Source organism: Mesorhizobium sp. WSM4807 (assembly GCF_055811615.1).
The window spans coordinates 22391-46913 of record NZ_JBVVQY010000015.1; the positions used below are offsets into that span (position 1 = coordinate 22391).

The 24523-nt window shown below is 63.6% G+C and carries 20 protein-coding genes and 1 riboswitch; of the genes, 17 read left to right on the plus strand and 3 right to left on the minus strand.

From position 1 onward, the window contains the following. Position 1 precedes the first annotated feature (1 nt). The 3 genes from mtnK to AC0L3N_RS19935 all read left to right on the plus strand — a co-directional run bounded on the left by mtnK (position 2) and on the right by AC0L3N_RS19935 (position 3528). The gene (gene mtnK / locus AC0L3N_RS19925; protein ID WP_123146922.1) at positions 2 to 1273 is read left to right on the plus strand and encodes an S-methyl-5-thioribose kinase; all 1272 of its coding nucleotides are present in this window, start codon (positions 2 to 4) and stop codon (positions 1271 to 1273) included. Further along, the gene (mtnA, locus tag AC0L3N_RS19930; protein ID WP_473549165.1) at positions 1270 to 2361 is read left to right on the plus strand and encodes an S-methyl-5-thioribose-1-phosphate isomerase; all 1092 of its coding nucleotides are present in this window, start codon (positions 1270 to 1272) and stop codon (positions 2359 to 2361) included. Before mtnK ends, mtnA begins: the two co-directional genes overlap by 4 nt. A 339-nt stretch (positions 2362 to 2700) precedes the next feature. Next, complete coding sequence (locus tag AC0L3N_RS19935; RefSeq protein ID WP_473549166.1) at positions 2701 to 3528, plus strand: phosphogluconate dehydrogenase C-terminal domain-containing protein; 828 nt, start codon at positions 2701 to 2703, stop codon at positions 3526 to 3528. 180 nt (positions 3529 to 3708) lie between these two features. Here the strand turns inward: AC0L3N_RS19935 and AC0L3N_RS19940 are convergent, their stop codons facing one another. Continuing rightward, positions 3709 to 4440, minus strand: a complete 732-nt coding sequence (locus AC0L3N_RS19940; protein WP_473549167.1) for a hypothetical protein — start codon at positions 4438 to 4440, stop codon at positions 3709 to 3711. Between the two features lie 63 nt (positions 4441 to 4503). Next, positions 4504 to 6195 (minus strand): polysaccharide biosynthesis/export family protein, encoded by a 1692-nt coding sequence (locus tag AC0L3N_RS19945; protein ID WP_473549168.1) that lies wholly within the window; start codon positions 6193 to 6195, stop codon positions 4504 to 4506. Between the two features lie 694 nt (positions 6196 to 6889). On the opposite strand from AC0L3N_RS19945, the gene AC0L3N_RS19950 reads away from it, so the two are divergent. From AC0L3N_RS19950 to apnL, 6 genes are all read left to right on the plus strand, one after another. Next, positions 6890 to 7831, plus strand: a complete 942-nt coding sequence (locus tag AC0L3N_RS19950; protein ID WP_473549169.1) for a substrate-binding domain-containing protein — start codon at positions 6890 to 6892, stop codon at positions 7829 to 7831. 93 nt (positions 7832 to 7924) lie between these two features. Continuing rightward, positions 7925 to 8584 carry a DUF2291 family protein gene (locus tag AC0L3N_RS19955; protein ID WP_473549170.1) on the plus strand — a complete coding sequence of 220 codons (660 nt, stop codon included), beginning with the start codon at positions 7925 to 7927 and terminating at the stop codon, positions 8582 to 8584. After that, positions 8581 to 10137: a sugar ABC transporter ATP-binding protein gene (locus AC0L3N_RS19960; RefSeq protein ID WP_473549171.1), complete on the plus strand. Its 1557-nt coding sequence runs from the start codon at positions 8581 to 8583 to the stop codon at positions 10135 to 10137. The genes AC0L3N_RS19955 and AC0L3N_RS19960 overlap by 4 nt, the downstream gene beginning before the upstream one ends. After that, positions 10130 to 11194 (plus strand): ABC transporter permease, encoded by a 1065-nt coding sequence (locus tag AC0L3N_RS19965; protein WP_473549172.1) that lies wholly within the window; start codon positions 10130 to 10132, stop codon positions 11192 to 11194. The genes AC0L3N_RS19960 and AC0L3N_RS19965 overlap by 8 nt, the downstream gene beginning before the upstream one ends. Positions 11195 to 11196: 2 nt before the next feature. Next, positions 11197 to 12231 carry a Gfo/Idh/MocA family protein gene (locus AC0L3N_RS19970; RefSeq protein ID WP_473549282.1) on the plus strand — a complete coding sequence of 345 codons (1035 nt, stop codon included), beginning with the start codon at positions 11197 to 11199 and terminating at the stop codon, positions 12229 to 12231. Beyond that, positions 12228 to 14066, plus strand: coding sequence for a D-apionate lactonase (apnL, locus tag AC0L3N_RS19975; RefSeq protein WP_473549173.1), 1839 nt, complete (start codon positions 12228 to 12230; stop codon positions 14064 to 14066). The genes AC0L3N_RS19970 and apnL overlap by 4 nt, the downstream gene beginning before the upstream one ends. 1 nt (position 14067) lies before the next feature. Here apnL and AC0L3N_RS19980 read toward each other — a convergent pair whose 3' ends face one another. After that, complete coding sequence (locus AC0L3N_RS19980; RefSeq protein ID WP_123146913.1) at positions 14068 to 14781, minus strand: transcriptional regulator NanR; 714 nt, start codon at positions 14779 to 14781, stop codon at positions 14068 to 14070. Positions 14782 to 14921: 140 nt separating this feature from the next. Between AC0L3N_RS19980 and oiaX the strand changes: the two genes are divergently transcribed. From oiaX to AC0L3N_RS20020, 8 genes are all read left to right on the plus strand, one after another. Then, positions 14922 to 16172 carry a 3-oxo-isoapionate-4-phosphate decarboxylase OiaX gene (oiaX, locus tag AC0L3N_RS19985; protein ID WP_473549174.1) on the plus strand — a complete coding sequence of 417 codons (1251 nt, stop codon included), beginning with the start codon at positions 14922 to 14924 and terminating at the stop codon, positions 16170 to 16172. Positions 16173 to 16185: 13 nt separating this feature from the next. Beyond that, entirely contained in the window at positions 16186 to 17520 is a 1335-nt protein-coding gene (locus AC0L3N_RS19990; protein ID WP_473549175.1) for a four-carbon acid sugar kinase family protein, read from the plus strand. A 170-nt stretch (positions 17521 to 17690) separates the two neighbouring features. Further along, positions 17691 to 18575: an AraC family transcriptional regulator gene (locus tag AC0L3N_RS19995; RefSeq protein ID WP_127289621.1), complete on the plus strand. Its 885-nt coding sequence runs from the start codon at positions 17691 to 17693 to the stop codon at positions 18573 to 18575. Positions 18576 to 18659: 84 nt separating this feature from the next. Then, positions 18660 to 19319, plus strand: coding sequence for a 2Fe-2S iron-sulfur cluster-binding protein (locus AC0L3N_RS20000; protein ID WP_473549176.1), 660 nt, complete (start codon positions 18660 to 18662; stop codon positions 19317 to 19319). 3 nt (positions 19320 to 19322) lie between these two features. Then, complete coding sequence (locus AC0L3N_RS20005) at positions 19323 to 20309, plus strand: FAD binding domain-containing protein (RefSeq protein WP_473549177.1); 987 nt, start codon at positions 19323 to 19325, stop codon at positions 20307 to 20309. Between the two features lie 9 nt (positions 20310 to 20318). Continuing rightward, positions 20319 to 22607: a xanthine dehydrogenase family protein molybdopterin-binding subunit gene (locus AC0L3N_RS20010; protein ID WP_473549178.1), complete on the plus strand. Its 2289-nt coding sequence runs from the start codon at positions 20319 to 20321 to the stop codon at positions 22605 to 22607. A gap of 129 nt (positions 22608 to 22736) precedes the next feature. Continuing rightward, positions 22737 to 22883, plus strand: a riboswitch (FMN riboswitch). Between the two features lie 75 nt (positions 22884 to 22958). Continuing rightward, positions 22959 to 23432, plus strand: coding sequence for a 6,7-dimethyl-8-ribityllumazine synthase (locus AC0L3N_RS20015; protein WP_473549179.1), 474 nt, complete (start codon positions 22959 to 22961; stop codon positions 23430 to 23432). A gap of 75 nt (positions 23433 to 23507) precedes the next feature. After that, positions 23508 to 24515 (plus strand): dihydroxyacetone kinase subunit DhaK, encoded by a 1008-nt coding sequence (locus AC0L3N_RS20020; RefSeq protein WP_473549180.1) that lies wholly within the window; start codon positions 23508 to 23510, stop codon positions 24513 to 24515. Positions 24516 to 24523 lie beyond the last annotated feature (8 nt).

Sequence of the window (24523 nt, forward strand, 5' to 3'; positions counted from 1 at the left end):
GATGACTGGGAAATTGCCGTTCGAAGCACTATCGGTCGACACCCTGGCAGCACGCCTCGGCGCCAACGATGCCCTGTGTTCGCATATCGGCAAAGATACAAGCCGCTGGAAGGTCCGCGAGGTCGGCGACGGCAATCTGAACCTGGTCTTCATCGTCGAGGGCGCCACGGGTGCGGCCGTCGTCAAGCAGGCCCTACCCTATGTCCGCCTGGTCGGCGACAGCTGGCCGCTGCCGTTGAAGCGCTCCTTCTTCGAGTATCACGCGCTGACGCGGCAGGAGGCGAGAGCGCCAGGTTCGGTGCCTGCGATCTATCACTTCGATGAGAGCCAGGCGCTGATCATCATGGAATATCTGTCGCCGCACATCATCCTGCGGCGCGCGCTGATCGAGGGCCGGCAGCTGCCGAACATCGCGAGAGACATCGGCCTGTTCATGGCCCGCACCCTGTTTCGCGGCTCCGACCTGCATATGGCGACCAAGGACCGTAAAGCCGATCTGGCGCTGTTCGCCGACAATGTCGAGCTCTGCGACATCACCGAGAACCTGGTGTTCTCGGACCCGTATTTCGACGCCAAGATGAACCGGCATACGAGCCCGCAGCTCGACAGCATCGTCGCAGAGTTGCGGGCGGACCGCGATCTCAAGGTCGAGGCGCAGCGGCTGAAGCACATTTTTGCGGCCAATGCGGAGACGCTGCTGCATGGCGACCTGCATTCCGGCTCGATCATGGTCACCGCGACAGAAACGCGGATGATCGATCCCGAATTCGCCTTCTACGGCCCGATCGCCTTCGACGTCGGCATGCTGCTCGCCAATTTCTGGATGGCGTTCTTCTCGCAGCGTGGCCACGAGCAGGATGGAAAGCGCGACACCATGCGCGCATATCTGCTCGATGTGACGGTCGACACATGGTCGGTGTTCCGCACCGAGTTCTCGCATCTGTGGCGAACCGAGCGCACGGGCATGCTCTACCAGAAGAGCCTGTTCGAGGATCAGGGCGACAGGCTTGGCGCCGAACAGGCGCTCGACCACATGCTGCATCAGGTCTGGACCGACATGCTGGGCTTTGCCGGCGTCGAGGTGCACCGGCGCATTCTTGGCCTCGCGCACAACGCCGATTTCGAGACCATTGCCGACGAGGATCTGCGCGCCACATGTGAGGCAAAGGCGCTGAAATTCGGCCGTCACATCGCCGTCAACCGGCGCCAGATCCACAGCATCGACGAGGTCAACAAATTGGCCGCGCTGATCGAACAGGAGAACAGAATTTGAACGTCGGCGACCGCCATTATCGCACCATCTGGCTGAGCGACGACGGGCGTTCGGTGGAGATCATCGACCAGCGCTGGCTGCCGCATGATTTCCGCGTGGAAAAAGTCGGCACCGTTGCCGGCATCGCCACGGCGATCCGCGACATGTGGGTGCGCGGCGCGCCGCTGATCGGCGTCACATCAGCCTATGGCGTCGCCATGCAAATGGCCGACGATCCTTCGGATGCGGCACTCGACGGCGTCTGGGAGGTCTTGCACGAAACACGCCCGACCGCGATCAATCTGCGCTGGGCGCTCGATGAGATGCGAGGTTTCCTGCGGCCGCTTCCATCTGAACAACGCGCCCAGGCGGCTTACCGGCGCGCCGGTGAAATCGCCGACGAGGATGTCGGCCTCAACCGCGCCATCGGCGTCAATGGGCTTGAAATCATCAAGGACATCGCGGCGCGCAAGCAGCCGGGCGAACCGGTAAACATCCTGACCCACTGCAATGCCGGCTGGCTGGCCACCGTCGACTACGGCACCGCCACGGCGCCGATCTATCTGGCTACGGAAGCCGGCATTCCCGTTCACGTCTATGTCGACGAAACGCGCCCGCGCAACCAGGGCGCCCAGCTGACCGCATGGGAGATGGCCGGCCACGGCGTGCCGCATACGCTGGTCGTCGACAATGCCGGCGGCCATCTGATGCAGCGCGGCCAGATCGACATGGTCATCGTCGGCACCGACCGCACCACCGCCGACGGTGATGTCTGCAACAAGATCGGCACCTATCTGAAGGCGCTGGCCGCCGCCGACAACGACGTGCCGTTCTATGTCGCGCTGCCCTCGCCAACGATCGATTGGACGGTGGGTGACGGGCTTTCCGAAATCCCGATCGAACAGCGCTCCAGCGACGAGGTCTCGCTGGTTTGGGGTAAGACCGCGAATGGCGAGATCGCGCAGGTCCGCATCTCGCCGGAGACGACGCCCGCGGCGAACCCGGCCTTCGACGTGACGCCGGCACGGCTGGTCACCGGGTTGATCACGGAACGCGGCGTCGCCAAGGCCTCGCGCGAAGGTTTGAAGGCGATGTTTCCCGGACGCTGATGATCCTGCACCCACGAATACTGCTGAAACGGTTGGCAGCGGACCACCGCCTAAACGTCAGGACTGCCGGTCTCGCCGGACCCTGAAAAGACCCGCCCTCGCGGGCAATGCAAAAGATCTGCGTCTACAAGACTCGGGCATTCCGATGTCGATCCACCTCATGATCCCGAGAAGGCCGCCACCAAGTGGCGCAGCCACGGCGCGGGACTGCGCCAATGGAATTGGCTCTCTTGAACTCGTTCGTCCCAAATCGGATTGCCAATCCATGGTAGTGTGATTATACCAGTTACTAAGGTGACGATCGGCAGGGCCATCGTTCGAGATCAGGAGTACGGCTAGATGACAACGATCGCGCTGTTTGGTGCCGGCGGCAAAATGGGTTACCGCCTGTCGACCAATTTTCGCGGCTCTCCCTACACCATACGCCATGTCGAGGTCAGCGACGCCGGCCGCGAGCGGCTGAAGACGGGGCTGGGCATCGACGCGGTCGGCGCCGACGAGGCGCTCAATGGCGCCGAGGTGGTGATCCTCGCGGTTCCCGACACCCATATCGGCAAGGTTGCGGCCAGCATCGAAGGCAAGCTTGCTTCCGGCACCATGGTCGTCGTGCTCGACGCCGCAGCACCTTTCGCCGGCCATTTGCCGAAGCGGCCGGACCTGACCTATTTCGTCACCCATCCCTGTCATCCGCCGATCTTCAACGACGAGACCGACATGGCGGCCAAGAAGGACTATTTCGGCGGCGTCAAGGCCAAGCAGCATATGGTCAGCGCGCTGATGCAGGGACCGGAGCAAGATTTCGCCAAGGGCGAAGCGATCGCCAAGATCATATGGGCTCCAGTGATGCGGTCGCATCGCGTCACCGTCGACCAGATGGCGCTGCTCGAGCCGGGCCTTTCGGAGACCGTCTGCGCCTCCCTGCTCGTCGTCATGAAGGAAGCGGTCGACGAGGTCGTCGCCCGCGGCGTCGACCAGCAGGCCGCGCTCGACTTCCTGCTTGGCCACATGAACGTGCTCGGCGCCGTCATCTTCGGCGAGACCAAGGGCGTGTTCTCCGACGCCTGCAACAAGGCCATCGAGTTCGGCAAGCCAGTGCTGATGCGCGACGACTGGAAGCGGGTCTTCGAGCCTGAGGAGATCGCGGCCAGCATCCAGCGCATCACCTGAGGCGGAAGTAACTGAAAATCATGGAAGCATTTTGAGCCGTCCGCCCGGGCGGCTTTTCATTGATTGATTTGCTCCCTCAACAATGCGGTTGTGGCCCGGCATCGAGGAGGGGCAATCTCATGCAACGCTGGCCAATCCTGACTGTATTTCTCGTGCTACCCTTTGCGTGAGAGGCGCGTCCTATGTCACCGCGGTGACCCTGCCCGCCGCATCGAGGCGACAGCCGACTCGCGCCTGCCGAACCTCGATGCCGCCTTGTCTTGCGTAGTGTATGCGCACCTCGATCCGCGCCGTGAGTGCGCCCCGACGTTGCTGCAACGGACCTGCGCTTACCGCGTGAACACGCACGGCACCAAGGGGCGCCGCAGCCGACGCGATCGCCGTGCGGCAGGCGCGCACCACAGCTTGTGGGATACCGGGTTTCGCTTTCAGTGGCGCCACAAATCCCAACGGATAGCCATTGGTGATCGGCGCCAACGCGTCGCGACCAGTTCCGGAAGGCCTGAGCGCGCGCGGCAGTACGGCGAATTGTCTCGCGGCCTTGGCCTTGGCGGTGGCAGGCGTGATGCCGGCACTGCCGCTCGCGACTTGCCCAGAGCCCGCGGCCGATCCGGACGAACGGTCGCCCACACCGACACCTGTGGATAGGCCGCCGCTTGCGCCGCCGAGGTTGCCGCTGACGCCAAGTCCGGCACCGAGCGATCCTTTGCCCGCGCCGAGCGATCCGCCAAGGCTTGCTCCCCCTACTCCGTCGACGCTCGCGCCGCCCGCCACAGAGGCGCCTTTCGAGCCGACGCTCACACCAGCACTGACCCCGACACCGCCAAGTTTACCGCCAAGCCCCGCGTCAAGAGCCGAGGCAGGGCCAATTGCGATCGCGATTGTCAATGCGGCTGCGACATATTTATTCATTACCATATTCCTCCTGCGGCATGTATTTCGGCCCACGGAAACGCCCTCCGCCATCAGCCCTCGCTAGCGAGAGCCGAGCTTCGGCGGTCGCGTCGGGAGCAATGCGTCGGGAAGCGCGATGGTCGCCACCAGGACAGGTCGCGATGGCCTTTTGACCTTCACTTTGCGGTTTTCCCGCAACCCCGGTTGACGGGCTGGTCGCGAGCGCGCAGACACATCTGCACGTGAAGTTGCGGTGGCACGTGCTTTCGGAGCGCGGTTCATACGCTCAGTGCGACGCTCACCCTGGGCCTTGCTGAGGTCAATTGCCTTACGCGCGGCGCTGAGGTCGCGGGCTAGACCGATGGCCTTGTTGCGTTCTTGCTCCAACGCTACGCTCAGCTCTATCGAGACGCGGCTCGCTACCTGCTTTGCCGCGTCGCGTTCCCGGCGAGCCCTGTCGAGATCACGTGCGGCTGAATCTGCCCGTTCGCGTTCCAGTTCGAGTGCGTCGCCAGCTCGCTTTAAAGCCGCCTCGGCCACCTGTCGGTCCTTGATGGCGTTGGTCTGCGCGACCACAGCCAGATTTGCGCTTGTCTTAAGAGCGTCGATAGTTTGGCGCGCCGCGGTGAGTTCGCGTTCGAAGCGCTCAGCCTTGTGCCTCTCCTCATCAAGCGCTCGCTGCGCCTCAGCCAGAGAGGCCTCCATAGAGTGACGCGCTTCAAGCATGGCGGCCTTCTCGTGATCCGCGAGAATGGCTTTGGCCTTTAAGCCGTTGACTTCGCGTTGCGCCACTTCCAGATCGAGCGCGAGCTCTTCGGCTCTTCGCCGTTGCTGTTTTAGGGCTTGTCCTTGTTCAGCCATCATGTCGGCTACCGCACGTGCCTGCGCGCTGGCGTCGCGTGCGCCGCGCTGCATCGCGCCCAGTTCCGCTCGCGCCGCCGCCAATTCGCGGCCCTCATGATCACCGCGGGCCGGCTGCACGCTCTTCCTGAGCGCGTCGACTTCCCTCAGCGCCGCAAGGAGCTTCTGTTCCAGTGCGCCGCGGTCAGTCCGCACCGCATCGAGTTCCTGCACCAAGGCGGCAGCCCGTTGACGCGCCGTCGCAAGGTTCTGATTGTCTCGGACGGCATCGTTGCGAGCAGTCTGGCGAGCCGCAAGTGCTTCCCCGCGAGCTGCCGCGACTTCCATACGAGCGGCCGACAGCTCATTCAGCAATTCATTCATTTTCAACCGTTCCCCTTCCAGAGCTTGCTGCTGCTCCGCTGCAGGCTCCCAACGTGTGTGGGAACCGCGCACGCTCGGTTGCGCCCCGGCCTGGCCCTTCTCGACACTGGCGCGTTCCGAAGCCACGGCCGAAGAGCTGTCGTCGGCTGCGTCTGCCGGCGATTCGGGCGCTTTTTGTTTGCCCGGGTGTTCCACCGAACCTGTGATGTCCGAGGGCGGATTTTGTATCAGTTTGACGGTTGTATCCGCCCGTTCTTGACGGCCGCTTCTGACTTGCAAGCGATCGGAAATCAGCTCTGCCAGCTCCTCCTCACGCAGACCTGCGGCGGCAATGTTCCCGATCACTGGAAGGTCAAGCGTGCCAGCCGAGTCGATGGTGAAAGTATGGTTGAGCTGCAACGCCTCCAAAACGCCATCGCGCAAGGCAGTCCATCGCCAAACGTGCAGTTCGATCGTGTCTCGCGGGGCAAGTCTGTCGTCAGCCTTCGGCCGACCGTGTGCAGCGGATTCCAGCAGCAGGATGATACAGAACGAAATGAGGCACAACATGGCGCTGCAGCTCCTGCCGCAGATGCCACGAAATGAAGCCAAATGCCGTCGGTCAGCAAAGCTTAGCGCGGGACTGCAGGATGACGGCCTGGAACTCTGCACAAAATTCATAGCTGAACCTCACCGGCAACGCGATCCTTGCCGCGAACGGATTCATAAGGAAACCCGCGCGCAGGCTGGGGCCGCGGAGAAATTCCACAACCAAAGCGCGATACTAGCAAAGCCCGCGCGTACCGCTGAGCACCGAATAAGGCTTAGGAGTGTCTCCTCTTTACTTACTTATTACGCTCTCACCCCGCGTATCATACCCCTTACGGTGGTGGTTATCCGGCTTGGCCAGCTGCCGGCGCATCGTAGGGAACGAAGTATCGGTCTTGGTGGATGACTCTCCGATGGCCGGTGGCAGATGCAGGAGCCGCTCGCTGCTCATCAGATACATATCATCTGAATTTGTGATTGACTCATTATACCAGTTGGCTTAGCTGTTGGAATGGCTTTGGCAAGCCGAGGCCGGGCTGAAAGTTGGGTAGATGGCAGGTGGAGGGGCAGCCTGGGGACGGAATCGAACAGGATGATCCGCCCAGGTGAGCCGGCAAATGACCGATCCGCGACACGGACGCGATCCGCCTGGCGAACTGGGATGCATTTTAGCCTGGGCCGCGGAGGCACAGGCTTTTTCAAACGGGAGGAAATCATGAAACTCACTCGCAGAATGACACTTGCGGCTTTCGCCGGCATGCTGGCGCTTGGCACCGCCGCACCCGCCTACGCGGCGGATTTCATTGCCATCATCACGCCCTCGCACGACAATCCATTCTTCAAGGCCGAAGCCGTCGGCGCGGAAGCCAAGGCCAAGGAACTCGGCTACGAAGCACTGGTGCTTGTCCATGACGACGACGCCAACAAGCAGTCCGAGCTGATCGACACCGCGATCGGCCGCGGCGCAAAGGCGATCATCCTCGACAATGCCGGCGCCGACGCCACCGTCGCCGCCGTGCAGAAAGCCAAGGATGCGGGTGTTCCCTCGTTCCTGATCGATCGCGAGATCAACGCCACCGGCGTCGCCGTCGCGCAAATCGTCTCCAACAACTACCAGGGCGCCCAGCTCGGCGCGCAGGAGTTCGTCAAGCTGATGGGCGAGAAGGGCAATTTCGTCGAGCTGGTCGGCAAGGAATCCGACACCAATGCCGGCATCCGCTCGAAGGGTTACCACGATGTCATCGACGACTATCCGGACCTGAAGATGGTGGCGCAACAGTCGGCCAACTGGAGCCAGACCGAGGCCTATTCCAAGATGGAATCGATCCTCCAGGCCAACCCGGACATCAAGGGCGTGATTTCCGGCAACGATACGATGGCGATGGGCGCCTATGCAGCGCTTGCCGCCGCTGGCCGCAAGGACGTCATTGTCGTCGGCTTCGACGGATCGAACGACGTGCGCGACTCGATCGCCTCTGGCGGCATCAAGGCCACAGTCCTGCAACCGGCCTATGCGCAGGCGCAGATGGCAGTCGAGCAGGCCAACGACTTCATCAAGAACAAGAAGTCTCCGGCCGAGGAAAAGCAGCTGATGGACTGCGTCCTGATCAATAGCGACAATGCCGCCAAGCTGGAAACCTTCGCGCTGACCAACTGAGCCGGCGTAACATCAATCGCAAGGGACGAGCTTCCGGCTCGTCCCTTGCTTCCATTTCCTGGGTGCCCTGACCGCCATGCCGAACAAGCCGACATGTTGAACAAGCAGACCTGGTCGATCCTCGCCGCGCCGATCCTTGCTGCGATACTCGGCATCAGCCTGACCGCCTGCAAGATCCTGCCGACACCATCCGGAGAGAACGACGGCAAAGCGCCGGTCTTCAATGCGGACAAGATGGTCGGGGATATCTGGGCTGCCAAGGTGGTGCCCTATCTCCAGCAGAAGGCCGGGCCGTTTCCCGAGGTTCATGCCCTGGCGAAAGCCGATCCAGCGGCTGCCGGCGCCAAGTATGGCAATCCGAAGAAGCAGGCGAACTCGCCATGGACCTTTGCGGTTCACCTCGAAGGCAAGGTGGTCACGGCGAATACACAGTCACGCGCGGCGACCATGGACGTCGATGCCGACGGCGACGGCAAGGCGGATGCGCGGGTGCAGATCGGACCGGCGATGCGTGGCACCGCGCTGCGCGACAGTCTCGACTTCATCCAGTTCAACGATTTCACCAACCAGATCGACTTCGCCCAGTTCGGCAAGGCGTTCAACATCTATGCCGACAGGACAGTGCTTTCCAAGCTGCCGCGCGAAGCGCTGGAGGGCCGGAGCGTTAGGGTTGTCGGCGCCTATGCCATGGGCAGCGGCCAGGACCTGCCGCTGGTGACGCCGGCGGAGGCAGAGATCGGGCCGAAGCCATGAATGCCGCCATCGATCACGATATCATCCTGAAACTGGAAGACGTCTCGAAGGTTTACTCGGGCACCGTCGCGGTCAAGCGCGCGAATTTCGAGGTGCGCAAGGGCGCGGTCAACGTGCTGGTCGGCGAGAACGGTGCCGGCAAATCGACGCTGATGAAGATCATCGCCGGCGTCGAACAGCCGACGCTCGGCCGCATTCTCCTGGAGGGCGAGGAGGTTTCCTTCTCATCGTCGGGGGACGCCGTGAGCCGCGGCATCGGCATGGTGTTCCAGGAGCTGAACCTGTTCGGCAATCTCACGGTCGCCGAGAATATTTTCGCCACGCGCGAGATCACCAACCGGTTCCGCAAGATCGACAGCCGCGAACAGGAGCGCCGCGCGGCGGAATTTCTCGAGCGCCTGGAAGCCGGCATCCGGCCCGATATGCTGGTCGAGGATTTGCGCATCGGCCAGCAGCAGCTGGTCGAGATCGCCAAGGCGGTTTCGCTCGATGCGCGGATCCTGATCATGGACGAACCGACCTCGGCGCTGAGTGCGGCGGAAGTCGAGATCCTGTTCAAGGTGATCGCCGACCTCAAGGCGCGCGGCGTGGCGATCGTCTATATCTCGCACCGGCTCGAGGAGCTGATCCGCATCGGCGACTACATCACCGTGCTGCGCGATGGGCGGATCACCGGCCAAGAGAAGATGAGACAAGTCGACACGCAATGGATCGTGCGGCAGATGATCGGCTCGGACGCCAAGGACTTCGCCAAGGCCGACGGCCACGTTCCGGGCGAAGAGATATTCCGCACCGAGGACGTCTGCCTGCCGCGCGTGACCGGCGGGCTTGCGGTCGATCATGTCTCGCTGTCGCTGCGTGCCGGCGAAATCCTTGGCATTTACGGGCTGATGGGCGCCGGTCGCAGCGAGTTGTTCGACTGCATCATGGGTCGCCACGGCCATGCAACCGGAACGATCTTCATTGCCGGCAAGAAGGTGAAGGAGCGCGACACGACACGGCGCATCCGGCGCGGGCTGGCGCTGATCCCCGAGGATCGCCAGCGCGAAGGTCTGGTGTCGATCCTCTCGGTCGCCAGCAATCTGACGCTGGCCAGCCTGTCGCGGTTTGTCCGCCTGTTCCATATCCGCAGCGCCAGGGAAAACCAGGCGGTGACGCAGATGGTGCGGGAGCTGGCGATCAAGGTCGCCGACCCGGCGCAGGAGGTCTCGTCGCTGTCGGGCGGCAACCAGCAGAAGGTGGTGATCGGCAAGGCGCTGCTCACCGGACCGAAGGTGCTGTTGATGGACGAACCAAGCCGCGGCATCGATGTCGGCGCCAAGGCCGACGTCTTCCGCACCATGCGCAAACTCTCCCGCGACGGACTGGGCATACTTTTCGCCACCTCGGATCTCGACGAGGTGATGGCGCTGTCAGACCGGATCGCGGTGATGAGCAATGGAAAACTGACCGGCATGTTCGATCGCGCTGAGGCAACGGAGGCGGCACTTGTCGCCGCATCGGCGCTTGGTCACGGGCCGGTCCCGCACACGGAGAGCCACGCCCATGACTGATTTCCCGGCCAAGGCGTCTGTTGCCTCCGCCTCGAACGGCTCCGTGCTGCTGACGCTGATGAAGGCGAGGACGTTCATCGCGCTGATCGCCGTCCTGATCTTCTTCTCGATCGCAGCGCCGAATTTCCTGTCGGCCGCCAATCTGATCCTGATGTCGAAGCACGTGGCGCTGAACGCCTTCCTGGCCATGGGCATGACCTTCGTCATCATCACCGGAGGCATCGACCTGTCGGTTGGTTCGATCGTCGGCCTGTGCGGCATGGTCGCGGGCTATCTCGTGCTCAACGGCATCGACCTGCAGATCGGCTACACGATCTATTTCAACGTCTTCGAGATCGCACTGATCACACTTGCGGTCGGCATACTGATCGGCGCAGTCAACGGATTGCTGATCACCAGGCTGAATGTCGCGCCGTTCATCGCCACGCTCGGCGTGCTCTACGTCGCGCGCGGCCTGGCGCTGCTGTCGTCCGATGGCCGCACCTTCCCGAACCTCGTCGGCAAGCCCGATCTGGGCACGACAGGATTCGGCTTTCTCGGCGCCGGCCGGCTGCTCGGCCTGCCGGTCTCGATATGGATTCTTGTCGTCGTAGCACTTGGGGCGGCTTATCTGGCCAAATACACCCCGCTCGGCCGCCACATCTTCGCCGTCGGCGGCAACGAACGGGCGGCGCGGATTTCGGGCGTCAGGGTCAATATGGTGAAGATGTTCGTCTACATGTTCTCTGGCTTTTGCGCGGCAATCGTCGGCCTAATCATCTCGTCCGAACTGATGGCCTCGCATCCGGCGACCGGCGAAAGCTTCGAGCTCAACGCCATCGCCGCGGCGGTGCTCGGCGGCACCTCGATGTCGGGTGGCCGCGGCACGATCGGCGGCACTATCGTCGGCGCCTTCGTCATCGGCATTCTCTCGGACGGGCTGGTGATGATGGGCGTAAGCTCGTTCTGGCAGATGGTGATCAAGGGCCTCGTCATCATCGTCGCCGTCGTCGTCGACCAGGCGCAGCGCCGGCTGCAGAGCCGCGTGACGCTGATGCAGATGGCAAAGGCAGGCTGATGGTGGCGGAACTGCGTGGAGCGCTGATCGGCTGCGGCTTCTTTGCCGTCAACCAGATGCACGCTTGGCGCGAAATCGCCAATGTCTCGATCGTCGCCCTCTGCGACCGTGACCCGGAACGGCTCACGGTCGTCGGCGACCAGTTCGGTATCGCGCGACGCTACACCGACGCGGCAGCACTTTTCGCCGGCGAAAGCCTGGATTTCGTCGATATCGCCACCACCGCGCCGAGCCATCGTTCGCTCGTCGAGATGGCAGCACGGCACGGCGTTCCGGCGATCTGCCAAAAACCATTCGCGCCGTCGCTTGCCGACGCCAAGGCCATGGTGAAGGCATGCACTGACGCCGGCGTGCCGTTGATGGTGCATGAAAATTTTCGCTGGCAGTCGCCGATCCAGGCGGTGCGTGCCGTGCTCGACAGCGGCGACATCGGCACGCCCTTCTTCGGACGGGTTTCGTTCCGCTCGGCCTATGACGTGTTTTCCGGCCAGCCCTATCTGGCGACGGGAAAGCGTTTCATTATCGAGGACCTCGGCATCCATAGTCTTGACATTGCCCGCTTTTTGCTGGGCGACGTGGCGACGATCACGACACGAACCGCTCGCATTAATGCCAACATTGCCGGCGAGGACGTCGCTACCATGCTGATGGACCACAAGAGCGGCGCAACGTCCGTGGTCGATTGCAGCTATGCGACCAAGCTCGCGACCGAACCGTTTCCGCAGACGCTGGTCGAGATCGACGGCAGCGATGGCACGATCCGGCTTGCACAAGATTACCAGCTTACCGTCACCGGCAGAAACGGAACGATGGTCAGCGACGTCTCGCCGCCGCTGCTGCCCTGGGCATCGCGCCCATGGCACAACATCCAGGAAAGCGTCGTCGCCATTCAAAAGCACTGGGTCGACTGCCTGGCGAACGGGACCGAGCCGGCAACCTCGGGAGCGGACAATCTTAGGACTTTGGCGCTGGTCGAAGCCGCCTATGCAGGTGCTGCGAGCCGTGAACCGGTGCAGCTCGACGCTTTGCTCGGATGACCGCCGACGCCTTCCTCCTCTATGGCACGCATGCGGTCGAGGCCGAGCCGGTCGGGCTGCGCGCCGGCGCGCTCACCGCCGACTTCGTCAACGGCAATCTGCGCACCATCCGCCATGGCGGCATCGAAGTGCTGCGCGCCATCGCCTACATCGTCCGGGATCGCGACTGGGGTACCTATGAGCCGGCGCTTACGGATTTAGTCATCGACCAGGGCGCCGACACTTTCTCCGTCAGCTATTCGGCAAGTTGTGCCGGACCAGAGCGAAGCCGGCTCGACTTTCGCGCGACGATCAAGGCTTCCGCCGACGGCCATCTGGCTTTCGACGTGAGCGCACTCCCCGAAAGCGATTTCGAAACCAATCGCTGCGGTTTCTGCATCCTGCATCCAATCGCCGGCCTGGCCGGCAGCCCGGTCACGGTCGAGCACACCGACGGCAGCGTGGTGGAAACAAAGCTTCCGCATCTGATCGACCCTTGGCAGCCTTTCAAGGATCTGCGGGCGATCACCCATGAGGTCCGGCCCGGCGTTATCGCCGAATGCCGGATGGAAGGCGATGCGTTCGAAATGGAGGACCAGCGCAACTGGTCGGATGCGTCCTACAAGACCTATGTCCGGCCGCTCGCGCTGCCGTGGCCCTATATGCTCCCCGCCCGCGAGACTCTGCGCCAGACGATCAGTCTGCGTGTGACCTGCGACGGGAAAGTGCCTGCCGCCGAAGCAGCCGACGAACCTGTCCGCATCGAGCTCGGCGAAGCCGGACCGCTGCTGCCGGATATCGGCGTGATCATCTATCCGGGCGAGGTCGAGGCAGCGCTTGCGAACCTGCCGGCACTGTCGGCGCTTGGCCCGCAACAGCTGATGTTCCACTACGATCCGACGCGCGGCCACGACCTCGACGTCTTGCAGTCCTATGCCCGGCTTGCTGCCGCCTACCCGGTCGAGACGACGCTTGAATGCGTCGTTTCCTGCGAGGGTGATCTCGACGCCGAGCTTTCAGGCGTCGCCGGCATGATGCGTCACGCCGGGCTGAAGCTCTCAGACATTGCCGTTTCACCTTCGGTCGACCGGCAGTCGACGCCGCCGGGCAGCGCCTGGCCCGAATGTCCGCCGCTTGAAGATGTCTATACAGGGGCGCGGCGGGCCTTCCCCGACATCCGCCTCGGCGGCGGCATGTTCAGCTATTTCACCGAACTCAACCGCAAGCGTGTTCCCGCCGACCTGCTCGATTTCGTCACCCACTGCACCTGTCCGATCGTGCACGCCGCCGACGATCTCAGCGTCATGCAATCGCTGGAGGCGCTGCCGTTCATCACCGCATCGGTGCGGGCGATCTTCGGGGCAAAACCCTACCGGATCGGCCCGTCGACCATCGCCATGCGGCAGAACCCTTATGGCGGCGCGACCAAGGCCAACCCGCACAATCAGCGCATTGCCATGGCCGACCGGGATCCGCGCCATGCCGGCCTGTTCGCGGCTGCATGGACGATCGGCTACGCCGCGCGCGTCGCGCCGGCCAGACTGGAGATGCTCACGCTGTCCAGTTTTACCGGATCCTTCGGCGTGCTGGCGGCATCCGGGGAACCCGTCGGCGAAGGTGACGCCAGGCCGATCTTCCGGGCCGTACAGGGGCTTTGCGAACTGGCCGGCTTCAGGCACGTGGCGGCGAGGACGAGCGATGAGACGCGGGTGCTCACGCTGGCCGCCCGTTCTCCTTCGGGCAAGACCGTCATGTGGCTAGCGAACCTGACGGCGAGCGAAGTGACGGTTGATATTTCCGGGTTCGAACGACGCCACCTTGTGATGACGCCTTACGCGATCACCCGGATCGGGTGAATCAGCTGCCGGAATTCATCACATAGAGCGCGCGTGAGCGCTCGAGGTGCTTGATCATCGCCTTTTCGGCGCCGTCCGCATCCTTCTGCTCGATGCGCCCGATGATCTCTTCATGCTCGGTCAGCGTGAACTTTTCCTTGCCGGTCCAGATCAGCATCTCGGTGTGATATTCCTTCAGCCAGCCAAGCATCGCTTCGCTGACCGCGACATAAATCGGGTTGCCGGATATTGCCGCGATCTGGGTATGAAACTTCATGTCAGCGGATATGAAGGCCTCGGAATCGCCGCGGAAGCTCCGCTGTTCGGCAACGGTTGCCCGCAGCCGCTGAACGTCCTCTGCTGTGGCCTTTTCGGCGGCTTCCCTGACCATGCCGCGCTCGAAGAAGATACGGGCATTCTTGAGGTGCTCCAGCGTGTCCTTCGACGACGACAGGATGATCTTGGCCGCGCCGTCGACCTGTTTGATGATCGACTTGGCGGTCAGCTGGAGCACTTTCGCCCGCTCGCCATGCGAGATCGCGACGAGACCCATATTGCTCAACGCCTGCATCGCTTCGCGGATCGCCGGCCTGCCGACCTCGAAGCGTTCCATCAACTCGCGCTCCGACGGCATGTCATCGCCCGGCTGCAATTCGCCGCTGGTGATCAAGCGCTTCAGTCTCAAAAATACTTCGTCGGAAAGTTTGCGCCGGACGATCGGCTCCGAACGGTTCATCGTCGCGAATCACTCCCTTGACCGGTCTCGTTTAGCATTGCCATCACGAATCCCGGAATGCGTGCCGAGCAGGATATCGCTTGCAATACTTATGTACTCATTATACCAGATTTCCAGGATCAGGGAATTTTTTTCGAACTATGATCACCCTCACCTACCGCATCGAAACCTCAGGCAGCATCGAGGCGCTGGCGGCCAAGATCGCCAGCGACCAGTCGACGGGAACCTTCGTCGCGCTGGCCGGCGAGACCGAGGAGCTCAAGGCGCGGGTAGCGGCGCGTGTTCTTGCGATTAGGCATCTGCCGGACGCCGATCGCCCGTCCCTTCCCGAAGCCGGCGACGGGCCTTTCAAGCGCGCGGATGTCGATATCGCGTTTCCGCTCGATGCCATCGGCACCGACCTTTCGGCGCTGATGACCATCGCCATCGGTGGCGCCTTTTCGATCAAGGGCCTGTCCGGCATCCGCGTCGTCGACTTGAAGTTGCCGGACGAATACCGGGAAGCGCATCCGGGCCCGCAATTCGGCGTCGCCGGCAGCCGCCGGCTGACCGGCGTCGAGGGCCGCCCGATTATCGGGACGATCGTCAAGCCGGCGCTGGGGCTGCGCCCGCCCGAGACGGCGGAGATGGTCGGTGAGCTGATCGCCGCCGGCGTCGATTTCATCAAGGACGACGAGAAGCTGATGAGCCCGGCCTATTCGCCTCTGTCGGAACGGGTCAAGGCGATCATGCCGCTGATCCTCGACCATGAGCAGAAGACCGGCAAGAAGGTCATGTATGCCTTCGGCATCTCGCATGCCGACCCTGACGAGATGATGCGCAACCATGATCTGGTGGCGCGGGCCGGCGGCAATTGCGCGGTGGTCAACATCAATTCCGTCGGCTTCGGCGGCATGGCCTTCCTCAGAAAGCGCTCCAGCCTGGTGCTGCACGCCCACCGCAACGGCTGGGACATTCTCACCCGTCACCCGGGCCTTGGCATGGACTTCAAGGTCTGGCAGCAATTCTGGCGGCTGCTCGGCGTCGATCAGTTCCAGATCAACGGCATCGCCTCGAAATATTGGGAGCCGGACTGGTCATTCGTCGAATCCTTCAAGGCGGTGACCATGCCGATCTTTTCGCCTGATGATTGCGCACTGCCGGTCGCCGGCTCCGGCCAATGGGGCGGACAGGCTCCCGAAACCTTCGAGCGAACCGGCCGAACGGTCGATCTCCTCTACCTCTGCGGCGGCGGCATCGTCAGCCACCCGGGCGGGCCGGGTGCCGGCGTCCGCGCCGTGCAGCAAGCCTGGCAGGCGGCGGTCGAGGGCATCCCGCTGGCGGAGTTCGCCCTGACCCATCCCGAACTGGCGCGGTCGATCGAAAAGTTCGGCGACGGCAAAGCGGCCTGAGCAAAGCGACGCCATGCAAAACCTGCTTCTGAGCTACTATGGCGACGACCTCACCGGCTCGACCGACGTCATGGAGGCGCTCGAGCTCGGCGGTGTGGCGACCGTGCTGTTCATGCGCCAGCCGGACGAGGCGCTGCTTGCGCAGTTCAGGCATTGCCGTGCCATCGGCCTCGCCGGCACCAGCCGTAGCGAGACACCACAATGGATGGACACGCATCTCAAGCACGCCTTCGCCTGGCTGAAGGCGCTGAACGCCGAGATCTGCCACTACAAGGTCTGCTCGACTTTCGATTCCAGCCCGACGATCGGCAGCATCGGCCGCGCCATCGAGATCGGCCGCTCGGTGTTTAGCCAAGACAGCGTGCCGCTGGTGGTCGGCGCGCCGCAGCTCAAGCGGTATACCGCCTTCGGCCATCTGTTTGCGGCCTACCGCGACAAATATTTCCGTATCGATCGCCATCCCGTGATGAGCCGCCACCCGACCACACCGATGGATGAATCCGACCTGCTGATCCATCTGTCGCGCCAGACGGACCTCACCTCGGGGCTGGTCGACCTGGCGACGCTGCAGTCGGCATCGCGCTCGGCAGCGTTCGATCGTCTGGCCGAAAATGGCAGCGATATCGTGCTTTTGGATGTCGACAGCCGCGAGACTCAGGCGCTTGCCGGCAAGGAAATATGGCGCGTTCGCAGGCCTGGCGGCACTTTCGTCGTCGGCTCTTCGGGCATCGAATATGCGCTGCTGGCTGAATGGGCGTCTGACGGGATTGTCCGTGCCGAGCCCGGCTTTTCGCCCCCGGGTGCGGCCGACCGGATCGCGGTGGTCTCGGGCAGTTGCTCGCCGACAACGGAGCGGCAGATACGGCATGCTTTGACGGACGGTTTCGACGGGATCGAGGTGGATCCTATCGAACTGGTTTCCGAAGCCTCCGGCGACGCGATTGCGCGCGCGGTCTTGGCCGGTCGCGCCAGCCTGGAAGCCGGGCGCAGCGTCGTCCTCTACACGGCGCTTGGACCAGCAGCCGACCGTGGCGCCGAAATCGACCGGCAGGAAGGCGCCCGCCACAAGCTTGGCCGCGGCCTCGGCGAACTTCTTCGCGAGCTGACGGTCGAGCAGAAATTGCAGCGCGTGGTCATCGCCGGCGGCGACACGTCGAGCCACGCACTCGGCCAGATGGGCGTCGATGCGCTGACGGTGCGGATGCCGCTGCCCGACTCGCCGGGCTCGCCGCTTTGCGTCGCCCACTCGCGCGTCAAGGCGATCGAAGGACTGGAGGTTGCCTTAAAGGGCGGGCAGGTCGGAACCGATCGCTATTTCTGCGCTATCCGCGATGGGCTCGGCGGTTGACAGAAGGCGCGCTGGATTTGACCGATCTCACGACTTCTTGAACACTGCGCGGTTACCAACGCGCGATGCCTGTCCCACATAAACCGCCGTATGCGTAGCGGCGGGGCGGCGCACAACGCTCAAGCCGGGGCTGGCCACGGCTCCGTGAGTGAACCAGCGGGGATACCGCGATGTCATTCAGACCGTTGCTTGGTGACGGACGGGTTCGGAGCCAGGAGGAGAAGTCGGAGCCTCTGCAAACCGCGTCATGGGTCAGCTCCTCGATCGTTTTCGACAATCGGCGGTGGGCGTGCCGGGAGGCGGAGCTCCGCTGGACAGCCCCTCATCATCTGATCGTGCTGACCGAAGAAGGCGGAACGTCCCACACATCCATCCGGCACGAGGCAAGATCCCTCTACGACGGGATGGACCGGCCCGGAGTCCTCACCTTCGTCCCCGCAGGCGCGGAGCGGCTCGGCTTTTATCGCGACGTAAATCTCTCCTATTCAGCCTTGTGGATCGATCCCGATATTGGGCTTCCCGGATGCGAACGCCTGAGAGACCTGCCGATCCTGGTGAACAAGAAAGACATAGTCGTCGCCACGCTCCTGAGTTCGCTTCGCGACGAGATGGCACTCGGCCACAAGCCGGACACTGCCTATGTCGAGCATCTGGTCGCCCTCGTCAGCCTCCGCGTGGCCAACCTGAACCGGGAGCAACACCCGTCCATACGTCACGGCTGTCTCAGCCGTCGGGCGCTTGGTCGAGTTCGGGCTTACATCGATGCACATATGAATTCCGACATTTCGCTAAGCGAGCTGGCAGCCGTCGCGGGAATGGCCGTCGACAGTTTTGCGCGCCGATTCAAGGCGACGACCGGCCTTGCGCCCTATGCCTATGTGATCGAGGAACGGGTGCGGCGGGCGGAAATGCTGCTGCGCGAAACGGGCTTGTCGATCGGTACCATTGCCTTTCGCCTCGGCTTTTCAAGCCAGAGCCACTTCACCACGACCTTCCGGCGCCTCAGGGGCATGACGCCTCGGGTCTATCGGGTGAATTCTTCTCCGGAATTCTGACATTGCCGCCGGTTTCTTGAAAGAAAGCCGCCGCGCGCATCCCCAGCTTCAGTGTCGACGAGTGACAGGACTGGGAGATCATGCATGGCCAAAACAGACAACAGGAGCGGGCCGACGCGTCGAACGGTGCTGGAGGGCGGGGTGGCGACCGGCGTGCTCCTGGCTACCGGTATACCGGTCGACGCAGAGCCGGCCGACACCGTCACGGCGGTCGCCTCTCCGACGCCGGTACCGACGATGCCGATGTCGCTACGGATCAACGCGAAGGACCTTGCCGTCGAGATCGACCCGCGGACGACGCTGCTCGACGCTCTGCGCAACCATCTCGGCCTCACCGGCTCGAAGAAAGGCTGCGATCACGGCCAGTGCGGCGCATGCACGGTGCTCATCGATGGGCGCCGGATCAATTCCTGCCTGACGCTTGCCGCAATGCATGAGGGCGACGAGATCACCACGGTCGAGGGCCTTGCCGAGGGTGACCGGCTGCATCCGGTGCAGGCCGCCTTCGTCGCCCGCGATGGTTTCCAGTGCGGCTACTGCACGCCGGGCCAGATCTGCTCCGCAGTCGGTATGCTGGGCGAGGCCAGGGCCGGCTGGCCGAGCCATGCGAGCGCCGACGTAGCGGCGGCTTCCGTCGCTCTCACCGATGCCGAGATCCGCGAGCGGATGAGCGGCAACATCTGCCGTTGTGCCGCTTATCCGAACATTGTCGCTGCAATCCGCGACGCGGCAGAGGGGGCGTGAGCAATGCAATCCTTCACTTATGAACGTGCGGCAAGTGCCGAGCAGGCAGCCGCCGCGGTTGCGGCGCGGCCGGACGCCAAATTCATCAGCGGCGGCACCAACCTGCTCGACCTGATGAAGCTCGAGATCGAGCGCCCAGCGCATCTCGTCGACATCAGCCGGCTGCCGCTCGATCGGATCGAGGAGACGGCGGAAGGCGGGCTTCGGGTCGGCGCCCAGGTCCGCAACAGCGATCTCGCCGCCGATCCGCGGGTGAGGTCGCGCTACCCGATGCTCACGCAAGCGCTGCTGGCGGGAGCGTCCGGCCAGATACGCAACAAGGCCTCGACCAGCGGCAATCTCCTGCAGCGTACGCGCTGCCCCTACTTCTACGACCGCAACATGCCTTGCAACAAGCGCGAGCAGGGTTCGGGCTGCGCGGCGCTTCAGGGCTTCAACCGTATGCACGCCGTACTCGGCGCGAGCGAAGCCTGCATCGCGGTGCATCCCTCCGATATGGCGGTCGCCATGTCCGGACTCGACGCCAGGATCGAGACCATATCGCCCGGCGGCGAGACCCGCACGATCCCGATCGGTGATTTCCATCGATTGCCCGAGGCGACGCCCCATGTCGAGACCGCGCTCCGCCACGGCGAGATGATCGCCGCGGTCACCCTGCCGCCCCCGCCACCTGGCCGGCAGGTTTACCGCAAGGTACGCGACCGTGCCTCCTACGCTTTCGCGCTGGTGTCGGTGGCAGCAATCGTCGAGAAGAGCGGCGATCGTATCCGGAGCGTTCGGATCGCCATGGGCGGCGTTGCAGCGAAGCCCTGGCGCGCGACGGAGGCGGAGCGCACGCTCGCCGGAGCGGCGGCGTCCGACGACGCCTTTACCGACGCGGCTGAAGCCGCGCTGGCCGGAGCAGTCGGGCATGGCGGCAACGATTTCAAGATCCCGCTGGCGAAGCGGACGATGCGGCACACGCTCGCTGCTGCCGTCGAGAGTGCGTGAGGTGACACGATGACAGAGACGAAGACCAGCGAGAGCCGTACGTCCGAACCACGCAATGGCGTCATCGGGCGGCCGATCGACCGTATCGACGGTCCGCTCAAAGTGAGAGGCGGTGCCACCTACGCCTACGAGAATGCGCTGGATGATATGGCTTATGGCTATATTCTCGGCGCCGCCGTCGCCAAGGGGCGCATCGCCGAGATCGACACGGCCGAAGCCGAACGGGCGCCGGCAGTGCTGCTCGTCATGACGCACCGGAATGCGCCGCCCCAGCCGGATTTCGGCCCGGCGGTCACGCCGACCGTGCCAGAGGTCTTCACACGCGCCCGGCCCGCGCTCAGCAGCGAGCGGGTGCGGTATTACGACGAGCCCGTCGCGCTCGTCGTCGCGGAGACGTTCGAGGCGGCACGCGCTGCCGCGGGCCTCATCAAAGTGCGCTACGACGAGGAGCCGGGCGTCTACGATTTGCCGGGACATAAGGCCGACGCCTACGCACCAAAACGAACCAATGCCGGCTTCGAGACCGACAGCGTGATCGGCGACTTCGAGAGCGCCTTTGCTGCGGCTCCGGTCAAGATCGATGCTACTTACCGGACCCCCTTCGAACATCACAATCCGATGGAGTCCCATGCGACGCTCGCCGCCTGGTCAGGCAACGAGCTGACGATCCACACATCGGCGCAGACCCTCGCGAATTTCCGGGCTGGAGTCGCCAGCACGCTTCGCATCCCGCCAGAGCGTGTGCGCATCATCAGCCCCTTCATCGGCGGCGGCTTCGGCTCCAAGCTGATTGCCCATGCCGATACGATCCTGGCCGCGCTTGCAGCGCAGGTCCTGCAGCGTCCCGTGAAGATCGCGCTGACGCGACAACAGATGTTTGCCAATGCCGGACACCGCGCAGAGATGATCCAACAGGTACGTCTCGGCGCGGACACCGACGGGCGGCTCACCGGGATCGCGCACGATGTCTGGTCCGCAACGTCCAGCTTCGAGGAATACTGCGAGCAAACGGCAGTTTTTGCCCGCTCGCTCTATGCGGCGCCGAACCGTGTCACCCGCCATCGCCTGGTTCCGCTGGATATCAACCGCGGCGAATGGATGCGCTCGCCCGGTGAAGCGCCCGGCATGCTGGCTTTCGAATGCGCCATGGATGAACTCGCCGAGCGGCTCGGCCTGGACCCGATCGAACTCAGGATCCGCAACGAACCGGCACAGGATCCCGAGCGCGGCGTGCCGTTCTCCACCCGCAATCTCGTCGCCTGCATGGAGGAAGGCGCCCGCCGTTTCGGTTGGGAGCGGAGAGACCCGACACCGGGCAGCATCCGAGAGGGCCGGAAGCTCATCGGCTACGGCATGGCAGCGGCGATCCGTCCGAACTACATCGGCGCGGCGACGGCGCGGGTTGCGATCGACGGGGACGGTCGGGTGACGGCGCGGCTTGACATGACCGACATTGGGACCGGCAGCTATACGATCCTGACCCAGATCGCTGCGGAGAGCCTCGGCCTGCCGATCTCGTCCGTCAAAGTGGAGCTTGGCGACAGCCGCTTCCCGCGTACCGCCGGCTCCGGCGGGTCCTGGGGCGCCGCGAGCGCGGGTTCGGCGCTGCATAACGCCTGCAACGCCCTCAAGCAACGTATCCTGGAGGCGGCGCAGTCGAGCGAAGCCTCACCGTTGCGCGGCGCGAACGCCACCGAGGCAAGCTTTGCCGACAGCGAGGTCAGGGTCGGCCAGCGGTCGGCAAGTCTGGCCGATCTCATCGGGAGGATCGCTCCCGACGGGTTCGAGGCCGAAGGCTCCGTGGCCGCGGGCGCTGCCACCGAGTCGTACAAGGCCTACTCGCAGCATTCCTATGGAGCGCATTTCGCCGAGGTCGCTGTCGATTGCGATACCGGTGAGATCCGCATGCGCCGGATGCTGGCTGTGATGGGCGCGGGCCGTATCCTCAACGCCAAGACCGCGCGCTCGCAAATCATCGGCGGCATGACCTGGGGGATCGGCGCGGCGCTGATGGAGCAGACGGTGCTCGACCCGCGCTACGGCCACTTCGTCAATCACGACCTTGCCGAGTATCATGTCCCGATCAACGGCGACGTCCCCGAGATGGAGGTCGTCTTCCTCGAGGAACATGACGACAAGGCCAATCCACTTGGCGCGAAGGGTCTCGGCGAACTCGGCGTCTGCGGTGCGGGGGCTGCTGTCGCCAACGCCATTTACAACGCGGCCGGCGTGCGAGTGCGTGAATTTCCCATCACCTTGGACAAGGTTCTGCCTGCCTTGCCCGTGATCGCCATTTGACGCGGCAGGTTGCCCGCGCCTCTCTTGCCCTCAAGGGTGACAAGGTCCGGAACCGATCGCTATTTCTGCGCCATCCGCGATGGACTCGGCGGTTGACAGCATCGCCCTCCCCTTCCATACAAACTCCGTCAATGTTCTCAGGGCGGGGTGAAAGTCCCCACCGGCGGTAAGGGTTTCGGCCCAAGCCCGCGAGCGCTTTCCGGTTAGCCGGAGGGGTCAGCAGATCCGGTGTGATTCCGGAGCCGACGGTCACAGTCCGGATGGAAGAGAACGAACGGAAGACGGTCCGCATTCGCGGTCGGATTCCGTATCGTGCGTCCTGATTCTGGATCGAAACGGAAGGATGGACCCATGAATCAGCATTCCCAGAAAGACTATGAAACGATCCGCGTTGCCGTCATTCGCGCACGCTGGCACGCCGACATCGTCGACCAGTGCGTCGAGGCGTTCCAGGCCGAACTTGCGGTCCTTGGAGAGAAACGCTTTGCCGTCGATGTCTTCGATGTGCCGGGCGCCTATGAGATTCCCCTGCATGCAAAGACGCTTGCCGAGACCGGTCGCTATGCCGCAATCCTCGGCGCGGCATTTGTCGTCAATGGCGGCATCTACCGGCATGAATTCGTGGCGAGCGCGGTCATCGACGGCATGATGAATGTGCAATTGTCCACCGGCGTACCGGTGCTTTCGGCGGTGCTCACCCCGCACAACTACCACGACAGTGCGGAGCATCACCGCTTCTTCTTCGAGCACTTCCAGGTCAAGGGCAAAGAGGCAGCCAGTGCCTGCGTGCAGATCCTGGCCGCGCGCGAACGCATCGCCGCGTGAAATGTCCGTCCCCGGGTGGAAATCCCGGTAACACGCTGTACTATCTGCGAAAATACCGAAATCGGGAGGATGCAGATGCAGACCAAGAAGATCATCAATGACGGCAACCGCACCGTCGACGAGATGCTGGAAGGCATCCTGGCCGCGCATCCCCGCCATCTCAAAAGCGCTGAGGGAAGTCCGCGCTCCATCATCGCCCGCGATGGACCTCGCCAAGGCAAGGTCGGCCTCGTCATCGGCGGCGGCTCGGGCCACGAGCCGACCTTCCTCGGTTTCGTCGGCAAGGGGCTGGCCGACGCGGCGGCGATCGGCAATGTCTTCGCCTCGCCGCCGCCGGACCCGATCCTCGAATGCGCCAAGGCGGCCAGCGGCGGTGCCGGCGTGCTGTTCATGTATGGCAACTATGCCGGCGACGTGATGAATTTCGACATGGCCGCAGAGATGGCGGCGATGGATGACATCGAGGTGCGCACCGTGCTGACCACTGACGACGTGGCATCGGCGCCACGTGACCAGCGGCAAAAGCGGCGCGGTGTCGCCGGCAATTTCTTTATCTTCAAGGCTACCGGTGCCGCCTGCGACCGGATGCTCTCATTCGATGAATGCGAGCGCATCGCCCGGAAGGCGAACGACCATACTTTCACCATGGGGGTGGCGCTGTCGCCCTGTTCGCTGCCGCAGACCCGCCGGCCGAATTTCGAGATCGGGCCGGACGAGATGGAGATCGGCATGGGCATTCACGGCGAGCCGGGCATCGCGCGCGGAAAACTGAAAACAGCCGACGAGATCACCGACGAGATGCTGGACAAGATCTTCGACGAGATGGCGCCGGCACGTGGCGACAAGGTTGCTGTGCTCGTCAATTCGCTCGGCTCGACGCCGCTGATGGAGCTCTACATCATGAACCGGCGCGTGAAGCGTCGGCTGGATGACATCGGCGTGTCAGTTCACGCGACCTGGGTCGGCAATTATTGCACCTCGCTCGAAATGGCCGGCGCCTCGGTGACGCTGATGCATCTCGACGATGAATTGCAAACGATGCTCGACCATCCTTGCGACTGCGCCATGTTCCGCGCCGGCTGAAAGCAGCA

Bases quoted from the DNA above. Each gene is read 5' to 3' on its own strand.
- mtnK (WP_123146922.1), top strand. From the start codon at position 2: ATGACTGGGAAATTGCCGTTCGAAGCACTATCGGTCGACACCCTGGCA.
- AC0L3N_RS19935 (WP_473549166.1), top strand. From the start codon at position 2,701: ATGACAACGATCGCGCTGTTTGGTGCCGGCGGCAAAATGGGTTACCGC.
- AC0L3N_RS19940 (WP_473549167.1), bottom strand. From the start codon at position 4,440: ATGAATAAATATGTCGCAGCCGCATTGACAATCGCGATCGCAATTGGC.
- AC0L3N_RS19945 (WP_473549168.1), bottom strand. From the start codon at position 6,195: ATGTTGTGCCTCATTTCGTTCTGTATCATCCTGCTGCTGGAATCCGCT.
- AC0L3N_RS19950 (WP_473549169.1), top strand. From the start codon at position 6,890: ATGAAACTCACTCGCAGAATGACACTTGCGGCTTTCGCCGGCATGCTG.
- AC0L3N_RS19955 (WP_473549170.1), top strand. From the start codon at position 7,925: ATGTTGAACAAGCAGACCTGGTCGATCCTCGCCGCGCCGATCCTTGCT.
- AC0L3N_RS19960 (WP_473549171.1), top strand. From the start codon at position 8,581: ATGAATGCCGCCATCGATCACGATATCATCCTGAAACTGGAAGACGTC.
- AC0L3N_RS19965 (WP_473549172.1), top strand. From the start codon at position 10,130: ATGACTGATTTCCCGGCCAAGGCGTCTGTTGCCTCCGCCTCGAACGGC.
- apnL (WP_473549173.1), top strand. From the start codon at position 12,228: ATGACCGCCGACGCCTTCCTCCTCTATGGCACGCATGCGGTCGAGGCC.
- AC0L3N_RS19980 (WP_123146913.1), bottom strand. From the start codon at position 14,781: ATGAACCGTTCGGAGCCGATCGTCCGGCGCAAACTTTCCGACGAAGTA.
- oiaX (WP_473549174.1), top strand. From the start codon at position 14,922: ATGATCACCCTCACCTACCGCATCGAAACCTCAGGCAGCATCGAGGCG.
- AC0L3N_RS19990 (WP_473549175.1), top strand. From the start codon at position 16,186: ATGCAAAACCTGCTTCTGAGCTACTATGGCGACGACCTCACCGGCTCG.
- AC0L3N_RS19995 (WP_127289621.1), top strand. From the start codon at position 17,691: ATGTCATTCAGACCGTTGCTTGGTGACGGACGGGTTCGGAGCCAGGAG.
- AC0L3N_RS20000 (WP_473549176.1), top strand. From the start codon at position 18,660: ATGGCCAAAACAGACAACAGGAGCGGGCCGACGCGTCGAACGGTGCTG.
- AC0L3N_RS20005 (WP_473549177.1), top strand. From the start codon at position 19,323: ATGCAATCCTTCACTTATGAACGTGCGGCAAGTGCCGAGCAGGCAGCC.
- AC0L3N_RS20010 (WP_473549178.1), top strand. From the start codon at position 20,319: ATGACAGAGACGAAGACCAGCGAGAGCCGTACGTCCGAACCACGCAAT.
- AC0L3N_RS20015 (WP_473549179.1), top strand. From the start codon at position 22,959: ATGAATCAGCATTCCCAGAAAGACTATGAAACGATCCGCGTTGCCGTC.
- AC0L3N_RS20020 (WP_473549180.1), top strand. From the start codon at position 23,508: ATGCAGACCAAGAAGATCATCAATGACGGCAACCGCACCGTCGACGAG.